General features: G+C 63.2%; 14 protein-coding genes. 8 read left to right on the top strand and 6 right to left on the bottom strand.

Annotated elements, in window-relative coordinates:
* Positions 1–24: 24 nt before the first annotated feature.
* The 3 genes from JOE60_RS13645 to JOE60_RS13635 form a co-directional block, all read right to left on the bottom strand.
* The gene (locus JOE60_RS13645) at positions 25–711 is read right to left on the bottom strand and encodes a FadR/GntR family transcriptional regulator (RefSeq protein ID WP_167263734.1); all 687 of its coding nucleotides are present in this window, start codon (positions 709–711) and stop codon (positions 25–27) included.
* A complete protein-coding gene (locus JOE60_RS13640) occupies positions 708–1,976 on the bottom strand; it encodes an MFS transporter (protein WP_167263732.1) in 1,269 nt (422 codons plus the stop codon). Before JOE60_RS13640 ends, JOE60_RS13645 begins: the two co-directional genes overlap by 4 nt.
* Positions 1,977–2,053: 77 nt before the next feature.
* Positions 2,054–3,496 carry a PucR family transcriptional regulator gene (locus JOE60_RS13635; RefSeq protein WP_167263730.1) on the bottom strand — a complete coding sequence of 481 codons (1,443 nt, stop codon included), beginning with the start codon at positions 3,494–3,496 and terminating at the stop codon, positions 2,054–2,056.
* A gap of 144 nt (positions 3,497–3,640) precedes the next feature.
* Here JOE60_RS13635 and JOE60_RS13630 point away from each other — a divergent pair, with 144 nt between their 5' ends.
* Positions 3,641–5,071, top strand: a complete 1,431-nt coding sequence (locus JOE60_RS13630) for a gamma-aminobutyraldehyde dehydrogenase (RefSeq protein WP_167263728.1) — start codon at positions 3,641–3,643, stop codon at positions 5,069–5,071.
* A 55-nt stretch (positions 5,072–5,126) separates the two neighbouring features.
* Positions 5,127–6,482, top strand: coding sequence for a 4-aminobutyrate--2-oxoglutarate transaminase (gabT, locus tag JOE60_RS13625; RefSeq protein ID WP_167263726.1), 1,356 nt, complete (start codon positions 5,127–5,129; stop codon positions 6,480–6,482).
* Between the two features lie 430 nt (positions 6,483–6,912).
* Here the strand turns inward: gabT and rarD are convergent, their stop codons facing one another.
* Positions 6,913–7,992, bottom strand: coding sequence for an EamA family transporter RarD (gene rarD, locus JOE60_RS13620; RefSeq protein WP_167263724.1), 1,080 nt, complete (start codon positions 7,990–7,992; stop codon positions 6,913–6,915).
* A 117-nt stretch (positions 7,993–8,109) separates the two neighbouring features.
* Here rarD and JOE60_RS13615 point away from each other — a divergent pair, with 117 nt between their 5' ends.
* The 6 genes from JOE60_RS13615 (at position 8,110) to JOE60_RS13590 (ending at position 15,858) form a co-directional block, all read left to right on the top strand.
* Positions 8,110–9,582 carry an FAD-dependent oxidoreductase gene (locus JOE60_RS13615; RefSeq protein ID WP_167263722.1) on the top strand — a complete coding sequence of 491 codons (1,473 nt, stop codon included), beginning with the start codon at positions 8,110–8,112 and terminating at the stop codon, positions 9,580–9,582.
* Positions 9,583–9,671: 89 nt separating this feature from the next.
* Entirely contained in the window at positions 9,672–11,015 is a 1,344-nt protein-coding gene (locus JOE60_RS13610; RefSeq protein ID WP_167263720.1) for a GAF domain-containing protein, read from the top strand.
* A gap of 96 nt (positions 11,016–11,111) precedes the next feature.
* The gene (gene exaC / locus JOE60_RS13605; protein WP_167263715.1) at positions 11,112–12,635 is read left to right on the top strand and encodes an acetaldehyde dehydrogenase ExaC; all 1,524 of its coding nucleotides are present in this window, start codon (positions 11,112–11,114) and stop codon (positions 12,633–12,635) included.
* Positions 12,636–12,677: 42 nt separating this feature from the next.
* Positions 12,678–13,688: an alcohol dehydrogenase AdhP gene (adhP, locus tag JOE60_RS13600; protein WP_167264198.1), complete on the top strand. Its 1,011-nt coding sequence runs from the start codon at positions 12,678–12,680 to the stop codon at positions 13,686–13,688.
* Between the two features lie 11 nt (positions 13,689–13,699).
* A complete protein-coding gene (locus JOE60_RS13595) occupies positions 13,700–14,116 on the top strand; it encodes a DUF779 domain-containing protein (RefSeq protein WP_167264200.1) in 417 nt (138 codons plus the stop codon).
* Between the two features lie 188 nt (positions 14,117–14,304).
* Positions 14,305–15,858, top strand: coding sequence for an APC family permease (locus JOE60_RS13590; protein ID WP_167263713.1), 1,554 nt, complete (start codon positions 14,305–14,307; stop codon positions 15,856–15,858).
* A gap of 121 nt (positions 15,859–15,979) precedes the next feature.
* Here JOE60_RS13590 and JOE60_RS13585 read toward each other — a convergent pair whose 3' ends face one another.
* Together JOE60_RS13585 and JOE60_RS13580 are read right to left on the bottom strand one after the other, a co-directional pair.
* Entirely contained in the window at positions 15,980–16,615 is a 636-nt protein-coding gene (locus JOE60_RS13585; RefSeq protein ID WP_167263711.1) for a DUF2461 domain-containing protein, read from the bottom strand.
* Between the two features lie 127 nt (positions 16,616–16,742).
* Entirely contained in the window at positions 16,743–18,224 is a 1,482-nt protein-coding gene (locus JOE60_RS13580) for a catalase (RefSeq protein WP_167263709.1), read from the bottom strand.
* Between the last annotated feature and the right edge of the window lie 11 nt (positions 18,225–18,235).

Raw genomic sequence — 18,235 nt, 5'->3', positions numbered from 1 at the left:
CGGGATAGCGGCTTCACGACGTTGTCAGGGGTTCAGATTCAGGGGTTCCGCGCAGAAGTCCAGGTTCCGGTACACCGTGGACACCGCGGCCTCGGGATCGCGGGCTTCCAGTGCGGACAGCAGGTCCTCGTGGCCTTCCCGTGGCAGGCCGTTGAACCCTTCTTTGCGTTGCTGCCGCAGGAGGTCGTTGTGGAAGACCCCGCCGAAGGAAACGTAGAGCTGGTGGAGCAATGGGTTGCCTGATGACTTGGCCACGCATTCGTGGAATTCCCAGTCGGCCCGTGCCCAGGTGGGGTAGTCCTCGGAAAGCCACGCGTCGCGGCGCAGGGTCAGGAGCCGCCGCATTTCCGTGAGGTCGGATTCGGTTGCGTGCTTGGTGGCCAACCGTGCAGCTTGTGTGTCCAGGCCCAGGCGCACTTCCACGATGTGCTCCTGCGTGTGTTCCAGGTACATACGTTGGGCTGCGCCGGACATCTCGCTGTTGGCACGAACATAGGTACCGTCCCCCCGCCGGACTTCCAGCATGCCGGAATGGGCCAGGGCTTTGATGGCTTCGCGGAGGGTACCGCGCGAGACCCCCAGAGTGGACATCAGCTCGGGCTCGGCCGGTATGCGTTCCTGCAGTGGCCATTCACCGGATTTGATCATGTCCCGCAGCTTGGCGGTGATTTCCTCAGCCAGTGCCGGGCGGTGCGAAGGAGTAAGGGTCATGCTGTCCTCGGTCCGGTCTTGGTGGCTGTTTTCTTGCTGGTCAACAGGTGGCAGGTCACCATCAGGGCCACCGCCACGATCGACAGCAGGCTAAGGGGAAGTACCCAGCCTCCGGTGGCGCTGTGCAGCAAGCCCATGCCGAACGGGCCAATGGCTGCGATCAAGTACCCCAGCGACTGGGCGATGGTGGACAGCGCGGTGGTCTCCGCCGTCGAACGTCCGCTGCGGCTGATGATCACCAACACCAGGGGGAAGATGCCCAGGCCGAGTCCAAAAAGCACGGCAGGAACAACAGCCAGCGAGGTGGGAAGCCAGATCATGGCCGCGATGGCCAGGAGCGTGGAGCTGCTGGCGAGGTACAGGGCCGGCCGCAGCATCCCTGGCCTGGAACCGAAGGCCAAGAGAATCATGCCGGCAGCAACGGACACCAGCTGCATCACGCCGAACTGCAGGCCGCTTTCGGAGGCGCTGAGGCCCTGGGACGTGAGGATGTAGGCAAACCAGCTCATCACGGCGTAGGCCAGGAAAGCCTGGAACGTGAAGATCGCGGTGATCAGGATTCCCAGGCGGGTCCGCAGCAGGGGCCACATGGACACGCGGGGACGATCGGTCTTGGTGGAGTTGCGGTGGCTGTGGAGGACCACTGGGAGGAAACCCAGGAGCGCGGCCACACCAAGGAGGCCCCAGGCAGCGAGGCCCATGGAAGGGGAGCCCAACTGTTGGGCCAGCGGAACACTGACCGCCGCTGCGAAGGTGGCGCCACCGGACATGGTGAAGGTGTACAGGCCGGTCATCATGGAGGTGCGGTCTGCGTAGTGCTCGCGAATGAAGGACGGCATGGCCACGTTGCACACGGCGAGCCCGGACATGGCCAGGACAGTGCCACCAAGCAGTGCCCCGGTGGCAGGAATACCCCGGACCAGCAGCCCTCCTGCCAACAGCGCAAGGGCAATGGCGATCGCCTTCTCGACACCCACCCGGCGCGTCAACCATGACGTCGCCAGGCCCGCCACCGCGAAGCTCAGCAGTGGAATGGACGGCAGGATCGAAGCCACCAAGGCCCCGTAGCCCAGTACCTGCTGCAGCTCATGGAAGAGTGCGGCGGCGCTGGTGATGCCCGCGCGAAGGTTGAGCCCGATGAGCACCACGGCAATAATGCCGACGACGGCCACCACCCCGGTTTTGCGGGCGGCCGGGGAGGGGGCAGCCGGGGGAGTCGTGGGAATGCTTCCCGTGGTGGGTGTCAGAGGGGTCGTCGAAGCCATATTTAAAGGTTAGACGTTTGACGTCTAATGTCTACACTTCTGTGGCGAAGCTCTCCGCGCATCCTCCGCCTGGGGCCTCAGCGCGGGTTGCGTGAACCCAGTCTTTGCACGGCCAAAGCCAACCAAAGCTGCACCCGGTCTTGGGTCTGGGAGGGGTCATATCCGGTGAGCTCGGTGATCTGCGCCAAGCGGTACCTCACTGTGTTGCGGTGCAGCGTCAAAGCCTCGGCCACGGCGGCCACGGAACCGTTGTGGTTGAGGTAGCTCTCCAGGGTGGCCACCAGCTCAGCTCCGTGGGCGGCATCGAATCTTCTCAGGGGAGTCAACGATTCACTGGCCATGTCAGCCAGGGGGACGTCCTCGCTGGCCAGCAACAGGGAAGTCAGGCTCAACCGTTCGGGTTCGTTGACCGGCAAGCCGTGCGCCACGGCATCGCGCGCTTCAAAGTAGCTCCACCTCAGGCCGTTCGGCTTGGTGTAGGCGCCGCCGATCCCGATCACCGCATGGATGCCGGCCTCCTGCAAGTGGTCGCTGAGGCTTTTGGCCAGAGCGGCGGCCGAGCTGCCGTCGTCGTTGATTACCGTCACGAGGTCCTTGCCGACGACGGCGCTGACGCCGGCTTCCAGCGCTTGGGGCAGCGAGATGCTGACCAGTTGTTTGTGGTGCGCCGTGGACTCCGCCACCAGCACCACGTTCTTCCGTGTGCTGTTGATTCCCACGCCCGCAAGGCGCCGGGCGGCTTCAATGGTTTCCAGTGTGCCGTGGATGACGTCGTCCAGGACCTGCCCTGCCATGGCCCGCTGGGACTGCCGCTGCTTGACCATGTTGTTGAGTTCTACGCTGATCAGGTTCTGGGCATAGCTCACAATGCCGGAATCCGCGAAGGGCTGCCGCAGCCAGAGAGTGCAGGCATCCCTGCGGCCGGTGGGAATCGGGTACGACGACCAACCGTCCGCCGTCGGCGCCGGCTTTCCCACCACGCTGTTGTACAACTGTGCGCTGAACTGGGTCAGCACAACGTCGGTACGCAGCATGCTGCCCAACTGCTTGAGCAGTTCGTTCAGGCCGCCGCCGGTGAGAAGTGAGCGGGCCAGGATCTGGTGCCCGGCCAGAAGGCGTTCCAGGTTGGAATAGTGGTCAGCCGAGTGGGACTCCGCCACCAGCTTGCCGATGGCGATGAACGGGATCTCGTACGGCACTTCCACCAGGGGCAGTCCCCACCTGTTGGCCTCGGCGATCAGTGCCTCCGGGACGGACTCGTGGGTCAGTCCGATCCCGAAGCCGATGCCCACGGCCCCTGCGCGCTGGGCCTGCCGGACGAAGCGGCGCTGGTCGGCGGCGCTCTTCAGGCGCAAGCCGGTGGTGAGGACCAGTTCGCCGCCGCTCAGGAAACGCTGGGGGTCTTCGAGTTCGGTCACGGCCACCCAGCTGATGTCCTGGTGGAGGGTGGTATCCGCGCTGCCTGCCTGACGGAGTTTCAGCGACGGGACAGCAACGAGGGAAGCGAGGGACATGGCCATGATTTAAGGGTAACCCGGCGCTGGTCAAGCGCACTAAGGGCAGGGGCGCTCTGTGTGCAGCTGACTATTCCACCGACCCCCTCCCTGGCATAGGCTCTGATCAGCTCAATCCATGCCCAAATCATCGAAAGAGGGTTGCACGCCGTGGTTCAAACCTTGCAGAACTTCATCAATGGCGAATTCGTCACGCCGGCCGGTACGGGTCTTCTGGACATCGTCAATCCTGCCACCGGGGACGTCGTCGCACAGTCCCCTGTTTCGGTACAGGCTGACGTGGACGCCGCCATGACCGCGGCCAGCAACGCCTTCAAGTCCTGGAAGAAGGCCACCCCGGCCCAGCGCCAGCTCATGCTCCTCAAGCTCGCCGACGCCGTCGAGGCCAACAGCGATGAGCTGGTGGAAGCACAGCACCGCAACACCGGACAGGTACGCTCCCTGATCGCTTCCGAGGAAGTTGCCGCAGGCGCGGACCAGCTCCGGTTCTTCGCCGGCGCAGCCCGCATCATGGAAGGCAAGTCCGCAGGCGAGTACTTCGAGGGCCACACCTCCTACGTGCGCCGCGAGCCCATCGGCGTCGTAGCCCAGGTTGCACCGTGGAACTACCCGTTCCTCATGGCCATCTGGAAGATCGGCCCCGCCCTGGCCGCGGGCAACACCGTGGTCCTGAAGCCCTCGGACACCACCCCCGAATCCACCCTCGTGCTTGCGCGCCTCGCCGGGGAGATCTTCCCGGCCGGCGTCCTCAACGTTGTCCTCGGTACCGGCGAGACCGGCGCCATGATGGTGGACCACAAGGTTCCCGGCCTGGTGTCCATCACCGGTTCCGTCCGCGCCGGCATCGCCGTGGCCAGCGGAGCAGCCAAGGGCCTCAAGCGTGCCCACCTGGAACTGGGCGGCAAGGCTCCGGCGATTGTCTTCAAGGATGCCGACATCAAGAAGAGCGCAGCGGCCATCGCCGAGTTCGCCTTCTTCAACGCCGGCCAGGACTGCACGGCCATCACCCGCGTGCTCATCGAGGACTCGGTCCACGATGACGTTGTGGCGGCCATGGTGGAGCACACCAAGACCCTCCACACCGGTTCGCAGAACGACGAGGACAACTACTTCGGCCCGCTCAACAACGTGAACCACTTCAACGCAGTCACCTCCGTAGTGGAGCACCTCCCGGAGAACTGCAGGATCGAAACCGGCGGACACCGGGCAGGGGAGAAGGGCTTCTTCTTCGAGCCCACCATCATCTCCGGCGCCAAGCAGACAGACGACGTCGTGCAGAAGGAAACCTTCGGGCCGGTCATCACCGTCCAGAAGTTCAGCACGGAAGAAGAAGCACTGGAGCTGGCCAACGACGTCGAATACGCCTTGGCTTCCAGCGTCTGGACCACGGACCACGGCACGGCCATGCGCATGAGCCGCGACCTTGACTTCGGCGCGGTCTGGATCAACACCCACATCCTCCTGACGGCCGAGATGCCGCACGGTGGCTTCAAGCAGTCCGGCTACGGCAAGGACCTCTCCATGTACGGCGTGGAGGACTACACGCGCATCAAGCACGTGATGAGCGCGCTGGACGCGTAACCCAGACGCACAGCGCAGTCGCCCCACCCGTACGAATTCCCAGAAAGGCAAACCCATGACCACCACCGCGAACGAGCTCTCGTACCGCATCGAGCAGAAGCGCAACATCAACGGCACCTTCCCCGGCCCCAAGTCGCAGGCACTTGCCGAGCGTCGCGCCGCCGTCGTTGCTGCCGGAGTTGCGTCCGGCGTTCCCGTTTACGTTGAAGACGCCGACGGCGGCATCATCCGCGACGTTGACGGCAACTCCTTCATTGACCTTGGTTCAGGCATCGCCGTGACCAGCGTCGGCGCGTCCGACCCCGCCGTCGTCGCCGCTGTCCAGGAAGCTGCCACGCACTTCACCCACACCTGCTTCATGGTGACCCCGTACGAGGGTTACGTTGCAGTTGCCGAGCAGCTCAACCGCCTCACCCCGGGCGACCACGCCAAGCGGACCGTGCTGTTCAACTCCGGCGCTGAAGCCGTGGAAAACGCCGTGAAGGTTGCCCGCCTGGCTACCGGTCGCGACGCCGTGGTGGCTTTCGACCACGCGTACCACGGCCGTACCAACCTGACCATGGCGCTGACTGCCAAGGCCATGCCGTACAAGACCAACTTCGGCCCGTTCGCGCCCGAGGTCTACCGCATGCCCATGAGCTACCCGTTCCGTGAAGAGAACCCGGAAATCACCGGTGCAGAGGCAGCCAAGCGCGCCATCACCATGATTGAGAAGCAGATTGGTGGCGACCAGGTTGCCGCGATCATCATCGAGCCCATCCAGGGCGAAGGCGGCTTCATTGTTCCGGCTGAGGGCTTCCTTCCCGCACTGTCCGCATGGGCCAAGGAAAAGGGCATCGTCTTCATCGCTGACGAGGTCCAGTCCGGCTTCTGCCGCACGGGCGAATGGTTCGCCGTTGACCACGAAGGTGTTGTCCCGGACATCATCACCATGGCCAAGGGCATCGCCGGCGGCCTCCCGCTCTCGGCCATCACCGGCCGCGCGGACCTGCTCGACGCCGTTCACCCCGGCGGCCTGGGCGGCACCTACGGCGGCAACCCGGTAGCTTGTGCAGCAGCACTGGCAGCAATCGACACCATGGAGCAGCACGACCTCAACGGCCGCGCCCGCCACATCGAAGAGCTCGCCCTGGGCAAGCTCCGCGAACTCGCCGCTGAAGTGTCCGTTGTTGGCGACATCCGTGGCCGTGGCGCCATGCTGGCCATCGAGCTGGTTCAGGCCGGCTCCAAGGAACCCAACGCCGAGCTCACCAAGGCTGTTGCGGCTGCTTGCCTCAAGGAAGGCGTCGTGATCCTGACCTGCGGTACGTACGGCAATGTGATCCGCCTGCTCCCGCCGCTGGTCATCAGCGATGAGCTGCTGCTGGACGGCTTGGAAGTTCTTGCGAACGCCATCAAGGCCAACGCCTAGGGTTTCACCCACAAGCAGGGCCGGATCCATTCACGGATCCGGCCCTGCTTGCTTTAACCGGTCCCTCTCTCACGTCCCGTCGGTCTTCTGGGGTTGCTCTCTCACATCCCGTCGGTTTTTTGGGTTGCTCTCTCACATCCCGTCGGTCTTTTGAGGTCCCTCTCTCACATCCCGTCGCGCATGGCGCCGTCGGGATGTGATGGAGGGATGGGCGGATCGGGTCGGGATGTGATGGAGGGATGGGCGGATCGGGTCGGGATGTGATGGAGGGATGGGCGGATCGGGTCGGGATGTGATGGAGGGATGGCCGGATCGGGTCGGGATGTGATGGAGGGATGGCCGGATCGGGTCGGGATGTGATGGAGGGACGGCCGGATCGGGTCGGGATGTGAGAGAGGGACGGGTGGTGGGGTCCGACGGCGGCTCCGGGCTACGCGGCGGCCGTCGCCTCGCGTCGGGCCTGCTTTTTGAGGACTGAGTTCTTGCGCGTGGCCCGGAGCATGTCCACTGTCAGCAGGACCAGCGCCAGCCACACCACGCAGAAACCGATCCAGCGGGCCGTGGTCATGGTTTCGTGGAACACCGTCAGCGCCACAATGAACTGAAGGACCGGGGCAAAGTATTGCAGCAGGCCGATGGTGGTCATGGGCAGTCGACGGGCTGAAGCGCCAAAGAACAGCAACGGAACAGCCGTGATCACGCCGGAGGCCAGGAGCAACCAGAAGTGCCCGGCTCCCTGGGTGGTGAGGGTTGCCGTGCCAGTGATGCCCAGAACCACCATGGTGATGGCTGCGAAGGGTGCCAGGACCACCGTTTCCACTGACAAACTGGTCAGGGCGTCAACTTTGGGTCCCACGCGTTTCTTAACGAACCCGTACAGACCAAAGCTGAACGCCAGGATCAGGGCAATCCACGGAAGCTGGCCGTAGGAGAACGTCAGGACACCCACCGCCACGAACCCAATGGCCACAGCGGCCCACTGGAGGGGACGGAGCTTTTCCTTGAGGACAAAGACGCCCAACAGCACCGAAACCAAGGGGTTGATGAAGTATCCCAGCGAGGTTTCCACGGCGTGCCCGGTAGTGACCCCGAAGGTATACGTGAGCCAGTTGACGGCAATCAGCACTGCGGCGACGGCCAGTGGGCCGAAAACGGTGCGGTCCTTCACCGCGGCTCCGAAAACGCGCCAGGCCCGCGTGACGGTGATCAGGAGGGCACAGAAGATCAAGGACCACACGATCCGGTTGGCCACGATTTCGATTGCACTGGCCGGCATGAGCACGAAGAAGTACAGCGGAAGCAGACCCCACAGGCCGTAAGCGCCGATGCCAAACAGGACGCCCGCCGTCGACTCGCTTCTCACAGGCTTGCCGCCCGATGCCGGCGAAGCGCCGGCACTACCCCCAGCTGCCGGCGTCGTTGGCTGGCTTGAAGCGGGTGGGTTGGCAGCTATCTGATCCGGAGTCGACACACTGTGGCCAACATCGCGCAAGCACGCAATATTCCGCAATCTTGGTGATTATGCGGGACTCCTGCCATATAAGCGTCTGCCCCGGGAATGGATGTCTAGAATTGGAATCTCCGCGCCACCAAGTGGGTGCGGCCTCCTGCTTCGGAAGGGCCTACGGTGACCAACTCAACCGGTACCACCCCGCAACGTCCGCTTCGCGTCGCCATTGTTGGCGCAGGCCCTGCAGGCGTCTACGCCGCGGACATCCTGACCAAATCCAATGAGGTCAAGGATGGGGAGGTGGAGGTCAGCATCGACCTCTTTGAGGCGTACCCGGCACCGTACGGCCTGATCCGCTATGGCGTTGCTCCTGATCATCCCCGCATCAAGGGAATCGTGAACGCGTTGCACAAAGTCCTGGACCGCGGGGACATCCGCTTCCTGGGTAACGTGACCTATGGCAGGGACCTCACGCTGCACGATTTCAGGGCTTTCTACGATGCCGTGATTTTCTCCACAGGGGCTATCAAGGACGCGGACCTGAACATCCCGGGCATCGGGCTGGAGGGATCGTTCGGCGGCGCGGACTTTGTGTCCTGGTACGACGGGCACCCGGACGTTCCCCGCGAATGGCCGCTGGACGCCAAGGAGATTGCCGTGATCGGCAACGGCAACGTGGCCTTGGATGTGGCGCGCATGTTGGCCAAGCATCCCGAGGAATTGTTGGTCACCGAAATCCCGGACAACGTCTACCAGGGGCTCAGGAAGTCGCCGGTCACCGATGTGCACGTCTTCGGCCGCCGCGGTCCGGCCCAAGTGAAATTCACTCCCCTGGAATTGCGCGAGCTCTCGCACTGCAAGGACGTTGACATTGTGCTGTACCCGGAGGACTTCGAATTCGACGACGCCTCGGACGAAGCTATCCGCACCAACAACCAGGTCAAAACCATGGTGAACACCATGACCAACTGGTTGGTGGAGGAACACGCGGAGTCGGAACAACCGTCTTCCCGCCGCCTGCACCTGCATTTCCTGCACAGCCCCGTCGAAATCCTGGACTCGACTGCTGCACCCGGCAAGGTCGCCGGCATCAAATTCGAGCGGATGGAACTGGACGGCACGGGCAACGTCAAGGGTACGGGTGACTTCATCGAGTACCCCGTCCAGGCGGTGTACCGGGCCATCGGGTATCACGGCTCGCCCCTTGACGAGCTTGAGTACGACGCTCGCCGTGGTGTCATCCCCAACGACGGCGGCCGCGTGCTGGATGCCGACGGCCAGCACGTTCCGGGCATCTACGCCACGGGCTGGATCAAGCGTGGCCCCGTGGGGTTGATAGGCCACACCAAGGGTGATGCGTTGGAGACCATTGGTTTTCTGTTGGAAGACAGGCTCTCGCTTCCGCCGGCCGAAAATCCGGATCCCCAGGCCATCATCGACCTCCTGGAGTCCCGGGGGATCGAGTACACAACCTGGGCGGGCTGGAACCGGCTGGATGAGCACGAGCTCGGTTTGGGGGCTGCATGGTCTGGAGGCGGTGCCAGCGAAGAGTCCGGCGACGGTCCAGGTGCCGGTTCCACAAGCAGCGTGGTCCGTGAGCGCATCAAGGTGGTTCCGCGCGAGGAAATGATCCGGATCTCCCGCGGCTGACATTCGCCCGTTCCCGAACTAGACTTCACGGTACTGTCCCGCCCACCACAGGTGCAGCGCACTGTAGTTGCGGACTATCAGGGAGTTCGATGAGGAATCCAGTCCATCCGCCGGTTCCCGGCAGCGATGCCGCGGAACTGTTGCAAAAACGTGCCCTTGCTGGCCACGAGCGCCTGGACTCCCCGCAGTTTGGGGTACCCGGGGAGATCGTGGGCCTGCGGCGGCTTGTCCGGGAATCATGGCAGCGCTCGGCCCACCTGCAGGCCAACCCGGATGTTGCCGAGGCACCGTTGGCCATGGACCGCGAGGAGCTGGAGGAGTACCGCCGACAGCATCCGCTGGCCACCATCATGCCCGTCATCAAGAAGCTCCTGGTGCAGCCCAGCCATGACAGCGGCCTGCTGGTGGCGGTAGGCGACGACGTGGGGCGGCTTTTGTGGGTGGATGGGGATCCCGTGATGCAACGCCGGGCTGAGAGCATGATGTTCGTTGCCGGCGCCGATTGGTCCGAAGCCTCGGTGGGCACCAGCGCGCCCGGCACAGCCCTTGCCCTGAACCGCAGTATCCAGATCTCCGGCGCCGAGCATTTCAAGCGCTCCGTACATCCATGGAGCTGCACAGCCGTTCCCTTCCATGATCCCGATTCCGGCGCTGTGCTCGGTGTGGTGGACATTACCGGCACGGAAACAGCCGTCGCAGCGCACACCCTTTCCTTGGTGGAGGCCACCGTTGCTGCCGCCCAGGCCCAGCTGCGCATTGAACGCCTGACGCTGGCCGCCGCCGTCAAGGACAAACCCCGCCGGCGCTCGGCAGCGATCACTTCCGGCAGTGCCCTCTACCGGAATAGCCTTCAGCTGCTGGGCCGTGACCAAGCGCTGCTCAGCATTGAGGGCCGGACGGTGTCCCTCTCAGCCCGGCACAGCGAAATCCTGGCGATCCTGGGCAACCATCCCGAAGGCCTGAATGCCGAGGACCTGTGTGCCCAGCTCTACCCCGGGGATGGCTCATCGGTGACGCTCCGGGCTGAGATGGTCCGCCTCCGTAAGGTGATCCATGAGCTCAGCCCGGACGCGGTGCCGGAGTCCAGGCCCTACAGGCTTCCCATGGAACTGTTGCCTGATTCCGGGCAAGTGTTGAACTGCCTCCAACGCGGTGCCCACCGCATTGCCCTGGAAATCTACAAAGGGGCGGTCCTGCCGCGCTCGGAGGCGCCCGGCGTCGTGCAGTTGCGTGAGCGGGTTTCCCACCTGCTGCGCGAGGCACTGCTCACGGACGGCAGCGTCGAGTCGCTCCTGAAGTACGCGGAGCTGCCTGAGGCGAAGTACGACGTCGACCTCCGCCTTGCGGTGTTAAAGCTGCTGCCGCCGCGCTCGCCCAAGCGGGCCGCCGTGGTGGCGGACCTGGAACGCATCGAGAGCGAGCTCGCAACGTGAGCTGACTCACAACGTTGCAACGTGGCTGCAACCTTCACACTCCTAAGCTCGGATCAACGGCGACAGCCACCGTGATTCGCAGCAAAGGAGCTAGCAATGACCGTTTATGCACAGCCAGGTGCCGAAGGTTCCAAGGTCACCTTCAAGGACCGTTACGAGAACTGGATCGGCGGCGAATGGGTTGCCCCGGTGAAGGGCGCCTACTTCGAGAACATCACCCCCGTCACGGGCAAGGCCTTCTGCGAAGTTGCCCGCGGTACCTCAGAGGACATCGAGCTGGCACTGGATGCCGCCCACAAAGTCGCTCCCTCCTGGGGCAAGACCTCCGCCACCGAGCGTGCGGCCATCCTGAACAAGATCGCAGACCGCATTGATGAGAACGTCGAACTGCTTGCTGTCGCAGAAACCTGGGACAACGGAAAGCCTGTCCGAGAAACCCTCAATGCCGACATCCCGCTGGCAGCCGACCACTTCCGTTATTTCGCCTCCGCTGTCCGGGCGCAGGAAGGCCATCTCTCCCAACTGGATGAGGACACCACCGCTTACCACTTCAAGGAGCCCCTGGGCGTGGTTGGCCAGATCATCCCGTGGAACTTCCCCATCCTCATGGCCGTTTGGAAACTCGCCCCCGCGCTCGCCGCCGGAAACGCCGTGGTGCTCAAGCCGGCCGAGCAAACGCCAACGTCCATCCTGGTCCTGATGGAACTGATCGGCGATCTGCTTCCGGCAGGCGTGGTGAACGTGGTGAACGGATTCGGCGTGGAGGCCGGCAAGCCGCTGGCTTCCAGTTCCCGCATCCGCAAGATCGCCTTCACCGGTGAGACCACCACCGGCCGGCTCATCAGCCAGTACGCGTCCAACAACCTCATCCCGGTCACTCTGGAACTTGGCGGCAAAAGCCCCAACATCTTCTTCGACGACGTCGCTGACCAAAACGACGCCTTCTACGACAAGGCGCAGGAAGGCTTCACTCTCTTTGCCTTCAACCAGGGTGAAGTCTGCACCTGCCCCTCCCGCGCGCTGGTGCAGGAAGGGATCTACGACTCCTTCATGGCGGACGTTGTGGCACGGACCAACAAGATCATCCAGGGCAACCCCCTTGATACCGACACGCAGGTGGGTGCCCAGGCTTCCAACGATCAGCTGGAGAAGATCCTGTCCTACATCGACATTGGAAAGCAGGAAGGCGCCACAATCCTCACAGGCGGCGCCCGTGCCGAACTGGACGGTGACTTCGCCGGCGGCTACTACGTGCAGCCCACCATTTTTGAAGGCCACAACCGGATGCGGATCTTCCAGGAGGAGATCTTTGGACCGGTGGTGTCCGTGACCAAGTTCAGCGACTACAACGACGCAATCGGCATCGCCAACGACACCCTCTACGGGTTGGGTGCCGGAGTATGGTCGCGCAACGGAAATGTCGCCTACCGCGCAGGCCGGGAAATCCAGGCCGGCCGCGTGTGGGTCAACAACTACCACGCCTACCCGGCGGGTGCCGCCTTCGGTGGCTACAAGTCCTCAGGTATTGGCCGTGAGAACCACGCCATGATGCTGGACCACTACCAGCAGACCAAGAACCTCCTGGTCAGCTACAACGAGAACAAGCTGGGCTTCTTCTAAACCGTCTTGTCCACCGATCAAAGGAGATCGTCAATGACCACCATGCAAGCAGCAGTAGTCACGGAATTCGGAACCGACCTTGAGATCAAGGAAATGGAAAGGCCGACGCCGGGTCCCGGCCAGGCTCTGGTCCGCCTGATCACCTCCGGAGTCTGCCACACGGACCTTCACGCGGCCGAAGGCGACTGGCCGGTCAAGCCGACTCCGCCGTTCGTGCCCGGTCACGAAGGCGTGGGTGAAGTGGTGGAGCTGGGCGAGGGTGTCAAGGACCTCTCCGTGGGAGACATCGTAGGGAACGCCTGGCTGTGGTCGGCCTGCGGTGACTGCCAGTACTGCCGGACCGGGTGGGAAACACTCTGTGAATCCCAGCAGAACGGCGGCTACAGCGTCAACGGTTCCTTTGGCGAATACATGCTGGTGGACACCCGGTTTGCTGCGCGGATCCCGAAAGGCTCGGACCCTGTGGAGATTGCTCCGGTTCTATGTGCTGGCGTGACCGTTTACAAGGGCCTGAAAATGACCGAGACCCGGCCAGGGCAGTGGGTCACTATTTCCGGGATCGGCGGACTGGGGCATATCGCGGTGCAGTACGCCGTGGCCATGGGCCTGCGGGTTGCAGCTGTGGACATTGCCGACGACAAATTGGCGCTGGCCAAGGAGCACGGGGCCGAGGTGACTGTCAATGCCCTCCACGAGGATCCTGCGGAGGCGATCCAGCGGGAGACCGGCGGGTGCCACGGCGTCCTGGTGACGGCGGTGCATCCCTCGGCATTCGGGCAAGCCATCGGCATGGCCAGGCGTGGCGGCACGATCGTCTTCAATGGCCTTCCTCCGGGGGATTTCCCTGCACCGATCTTCGACATCGTCCTCAAGGGACTCACAGTGCGCGGTTCCATTGTGGGCACCCGGCAGGACCTCGAGGAAGCGCTTGGGTTCTACGCCCAAGGGAAGATCAAGCCGACCGTCTCCACCCGTGGGCTTTCAGAGGTCAACGCGGTCCTGGATGAAATGAAGCATGCCAAGATCGACGGCCGAGTGGTGCTGACGTTCTGATGAGCCCCAACATGTCCCAGGACATCCTGGAGGCTGCGGTGACGCTGCCCGGGGAAGACTTTTCCCGGGTGGCGCTCACTCCGGCATCCGTTGAACTGCTGCGGAAACTGTGGGAGCAGCACGGTCCGCTGATGTTCCACCAATCGGGCGGGTGCTGTGATGGCTCCTCTCCCATGTGCTACCCGGCGGGGGAATTCCTCACCGGGGACTCCGATGTCCTGCTGGGCCGGTTCGATATTGGAACCGAAGGACAGCTGCAGCCTCTGGAGTTCTGGATGTCCAAGGAGCAGTTCGCCTACTGGTCCCACACCCATCTCACCGTGGACGTGGTTCCGGGACGGGGGAGTGGTTTCTCAGTGGAGTCTCCTGAAGGAAAGCGATTCCTGATCAGGTCCACCTTGATGGACTGGGACGTTCCCCGCATGTAGGGGAGCGGGCATGGAGGGGTGTGGGCACGTAGGGGTGTGGCGGCGGTAACAGCCGTCCGCCACACCTGCACCACCTGCCACACGTACCGAGTAGACGTCTCACTATTTGGGATAAATATGGCCGTCCATTGGTCGGACACTATCCTTGATGAGTCCTATACCACTCCCATCCAGAATGTGGCATTTTTATGAACATTTTCAGGACCAAGTCGATCGAACAGTCGATCGCTGATGCCGACGAGCCAGGCCGGAAGCTGAAACGCAGCCTCAGCACCTGGGACCTCATGATCATGGGCGTCGCCGTCGCTGTCGGCGCCGGTATCTTCTCGGTAGGAGCCAAGGCAGCCGCAAACTTCGCTGGCCCCGCCGTCACCATCTCCTTTGCCATCGCCGCCGTCACCTGCGCGCTGGCCATCATGTGTTACGCCGAATTCGCCACGGCCATCCCCGTCGCCGGGTCCGCCTACGTTTTCACCTACGCCACCATGGGCGAGGTCCTTGCCTGGATCATCGGTTGGAACCTCATCCTTGAGCTGTTCACCGCTGCGGCTGTGATCGCCAAGTACTGGGGCATCTACCTCAGTACTGTCTTTGGTTTGATGGGCGTGGACATGCCACCGTCCTTCCAGGTGGCCGGAATCGATCTCTACTGGGGCGCTTTCCTGATTGTCGCGATCTTCACCGTGCTGCTGGTGCTGGGGACAAAGTTGTCCGCCCGCGTTGGCAACGTCTTCACCTTGATCAAGATCGCCGTGGTGCTGTTCGTGATTGTGGTGGGGTTCAGCTACGTGAAGTTCTCCAACTACACCCCGTTCGTGCCCGCTTCGCAGCCTACCGATGCCAGTGGCGCTGATGTCCTCAAGCAGTCCTTCTTTGGTTTCCTCACCGGTGCAGTCCCCGCCCAGTACGGGACGTTGGGCGTCTTCGCCGGTGCCGCCTTGGTGTTCTTCGCCTTCATCGGCTTTGACGTGGTGGCCACGTCCGCCGAGGAAGTAAAGAACCCGCAGAAGACCCTTCCGCGAGGCATCTTCGGTGGCCTGGCACTGGTGACCCTGCTCTACATCCTGGTGTCGCTGGCGTTGACCGGCATGGTCTCCTACACGCAATTGGCTGAGGTTAAGAACCCCACCCTGACCACAGCCTTCGAGGCCGTGGGCAATACCGATGCTGCCAAGGTCATCGCGTTTGGCTCTCTGGTGGGCCTCACCACCGTGATCATGGTGCTGCTGATGGGCTTGTCCCGCGTGGTCCTGGCCATGAGCCGCGATGGGCTGCTTCCCCGCTCCCTGTCCAAAACCAGCGAGAAGCGCTCCACCCCGGCCCGCCTGCAGATCATCTGCGGTGCAGCCGTGGCCGTGGTTGCTGGAGTCACCAAGGTTGACCTGCTGGAAGAAATGATCAACATCGGCACGTTGTCCGCCTTCGTGATGGTCAGCCTTGGAATTCTTGTGCTCCGCAAGAAGCGTCCGGACTTGAAGCCTGCGTTCCGGGTTCCCTTCGGCAAGGTCCTGCCCTGGGTGTCCGCCGTACTGTGCTTCTACTTGATGACCAACCTCGCTGTTGAAACCTGGATTTTCTTCGCCATCTGGCTGGTCATCGGCATGATCATCTACTTCGCCTACGGCCAGCGCCACTCCCGCCTGAACGAAAAGTTCGCAGCGGCCAGGGCCTCCGTTGATGGCAACGCCACAACCGGCCGCACCAAGGGTGACGAGGACGAAGACTCCTTCACCAGGGCCTAAGCCTCAGCAAGCACGCCGTACGTCGGCAGGCTGATGCTGCTATGAGGGCGCCCGGGAACCATCGGTTTCCGGGCGCTTTCGCGTGTACCCCGGACGTCGGGCAGCTGGAGGGGTAGCGCGGCTACGGCGCAGCATGCTCGCTGACCCACTCCACCAAGGGCCTCAGCACCTCCCAACGGGCAGCAATCTCATCCTTGGCTGCGGGGGTGGACAACCAGTCCGGCTGGCCAACGTCCAGGCCCGCCTGCAGCGATTTATGCTTGAGGAGCTCGGCGCGGGGATGTTCTTTGTCGAAACCCCGGGGGACGGTCTTCAGCTTCTCGCCTTCAATGGCGAAGCCGGCAGCTTCCACCGCGTCAACAATCCACTGCAACTCCTCCCCGCTGGCGGGCGCATCAACGGCTGCACGGTAGCGGGCCAATTGGGCGGGGGTGTGCGAGTGGTAACCGCCGCCGATCAGCAGCCCGTCAGCGCTGATCTGGACGTAGAACCCAACGCCTTCCTGGGTAGCTGCAAAGGCGCCCTGGGCTGTCTTATACGGCGACTTGTCCTGTGAAAAGCGGACGTCCCTGTTGGGGCGGAAAATCTTGGCCGGGCCGAACTCCGCCTTCAGCTCCTCCGTCAAGGCTGTCAGCGGTTCCTTCACACCGGCGTCGTATCTCTTTTTGTTGTCCAACCACCACTCGCGGTTGTTGTTCTCTTCAAGCTCGGCGTAGAAGCTGAAGGCGGATGCGGGAATGCCGTCAAATGTGGTCATGGAAGGATCTTATGAACGGTGGCTGTGGCGCAGCCATAGCCATGAGCCCTTATGTGGAAAAAGAACACCCCGCCGCGCAGTGATCCGCAGCGGGGTGTTCCCGTTGTGTATGTAAGTACCTGGACGCTTAGACCTTGTTGGCTGCTTCTGCGTCGGACTCGGTCTGGCCTGCACCGAGGTTGGCGCGGAGCTTGGCGCCGAGCTCGGCGTCAACGTTGGTCCAGTACTGGATGGCGCGTTCCTTGATGTCGGCGCTCTTCACGCCGCCAACGGCACCGGTGATGGTGTCCAGGAAACGTGCCTTTGCAGCTTCGTCGTAAACCTCGCGGTACAGCGTGCCGGCCTGGCCGAAGTCGCCGTCCTCAGCGTGCAGGGTGTGGGCGGAGAGGGTGAGCTCGCCGTCGTTTTCCCAGCCGCCGGCCGGTGAAGCGGGCTCAACCGCGGCCGGGCCACCAAGGGAGTTGGGTGCGTAGACCGGGGTGGACGGGGAGTTGAACAGGTAGCGTCCCTGGCCGTCCTGGCTGTAGTTGTTGACAGCGTTCTTGGGCTGGTTCACCGGGATCTGGGCGTGGTTGGTGCCCACGCGGTAGCGGTGTGCGTCTGCGTAGGAGAAGATGCGGGCCTGCAGCATCTTGTCCGGGGAAGCGGCAATGCCCGGCACGAAGTTCGACGGCGCAAACGTGGCCTGCTCGATCTGCGCGAAGTAGTTCTCCGGGTTCTTGTTCAGCTCCATGGTGCCCACGTGGATCAGCGGGTAGTCGGAGTGCGGCCACACCTTGGTGAGGTCGAACGGGTTGAAGCGGTACGTCTTGGCGTCCTCGTACGGCATGACCTGGACGTGCAGTTCCCAGGAGGGGAAGTTGCCGTTGGCGATGTTCTCCTGGAGGTCGCGGATGTAGAAGTCGGCATCCGAGCCGGCCAGCTGCTCAGCCTGGTCGCTTGTCATGGAGTTGACGCCCTGGTTGGACTTGAAGTGGTACTTGACCCAGAAACGCTCGCCGGCCTCGTTGATCCACTGGTAGGTGTGCGAGCCGTAGCCCTGCATTTCACGCCAGGAGGCGGGGAGGCCGCGGTCGCCCATGAGCCAGGTGACCTGGTGTGCGGACTCGGGGGAGAGGGTCCAGAAATCCCACTGCATGTCAGCGTCACGCAGGTGGCTGCCCGGGAGGCGCTTCTGGGAGTGGATGAAGTCGGGGAACTTGATGCCGTCGCGGATGAAGAAGACGGGGGTGTTGTTGCCAACGAGGTCGTAGTTGCCCTCGGAGGTGTAGAACTTCACGGCGAAACCGCGGGGATCGCGCCAGGTGTCAGGAGAACCGTTCTCGCCGGCAACGGAGGAGAAACGGATCAGCATTTCCGTCTCGGCGCCCGACTGCAGGAATGCGGCCTTGGTGTAGGCGGAAACATCGCCAGTGGTCTTGAACGTTCCGAATGCGCCGCCGCCCTTGGCATGCACAACACGCTCCGGAACCCGCTCGCGGTTGAACTGTGCCAGCTTCTCGATCAGGTAGTGATCGGTGAGGATGATGGCACCGTCGGCGCCGACGGACTTGGAGTGCGCGTCGGAGGTAACGGGGGCACCTGACTGGGTTGTTGAAATGGCAGTCATTGTTCTCCTTT

Source organism: Paenarthrobacter ilicis (assembly GCF_016907545.1).
Classification (GTDB): domain Bacteria; phylum Actinomycetota; class Actinomycetes; order Actinomycetales; family Micrococcaceae; genus Arthrobacter; species Arthrobacter ilicis.
This window is presented reverse-complemented; position numbering and strand designations above follow the sequence as displayed.

Coding starts and splice junctions, on each gene's coding strand:
- JOE60_RS13645 (WP_167263734.1), bottom strand. CDS start 711: ATGACCCTTACTCCTTCGCACCGCCCGGCACTGGCTGAGGAAATCACC.
- JOE60_RS13640 (WP_167263732.1), bottom strand. CDS start 1,976: ATGGCTTCGACGACCCCTCTGACACCCACCACGGGAAGCATTCCCACG.
- JOE60_RS13635 (WP_167263730.1), bottom strand. CDS start 3,496: ATGGCCATGTCCCTCGCTTCCCTCGTTGCTGTCCCGTCGCTGAAACTC.
- gabT (WP_167263726.1), top strand. CDS start 5,127: ATGACCACCACCGCGAACGAGCTCTCGTACCGCATCGAGCAGAAGCGC.
- JOE60_RS13610 (WP_167263720.1), top strand. CDS start 9,672: ATGAGGAATCCAGTCCATCCGCCGGTTCCCGGCAGCGATGCCGCGGAA.
- exaC (WP_167263715.1), top strand. CDS start 11,112: ATGACCGTTTATGCACAGCCAGGTGCCGAAGGTTCCAAGGTCACCTTC.
- adhP (WP_167264198.1), top strand. CDS start 12,678: ATGCAAGCAGCAGTAGTCACGGAATTCGGAACCGACCTTGAGATCAAG.
- JOE60_RS13595 (WP_167264200.1), top strand. CDS start 13,700: ATGTCCCAGGACATCCTGGAGGCTGCGGTGACGCTGCCCGGGGAAGAC.
- JOE60_RS13590 (WP_167263713.1), top strand. CDS start 14,305: ATGAACATTTTCAGGACCAAGTCGATCGAACAGTCGATCGCTGATGCC.
- JOE60_RS13585 (WP_167263711.1), bottom strand. CDS start 16,615: ATGACCACATTTGACGGCATTCCCGCATCCGCCTTCAGCTTCTACGCC.
- JOE60_RS13580 (WP_167263709.1), bottom strand. CDS start 18,224: ATGACTGCCATTTCAACAACCCAGTCAGGTGCCCCCGTTACCTCCGAC.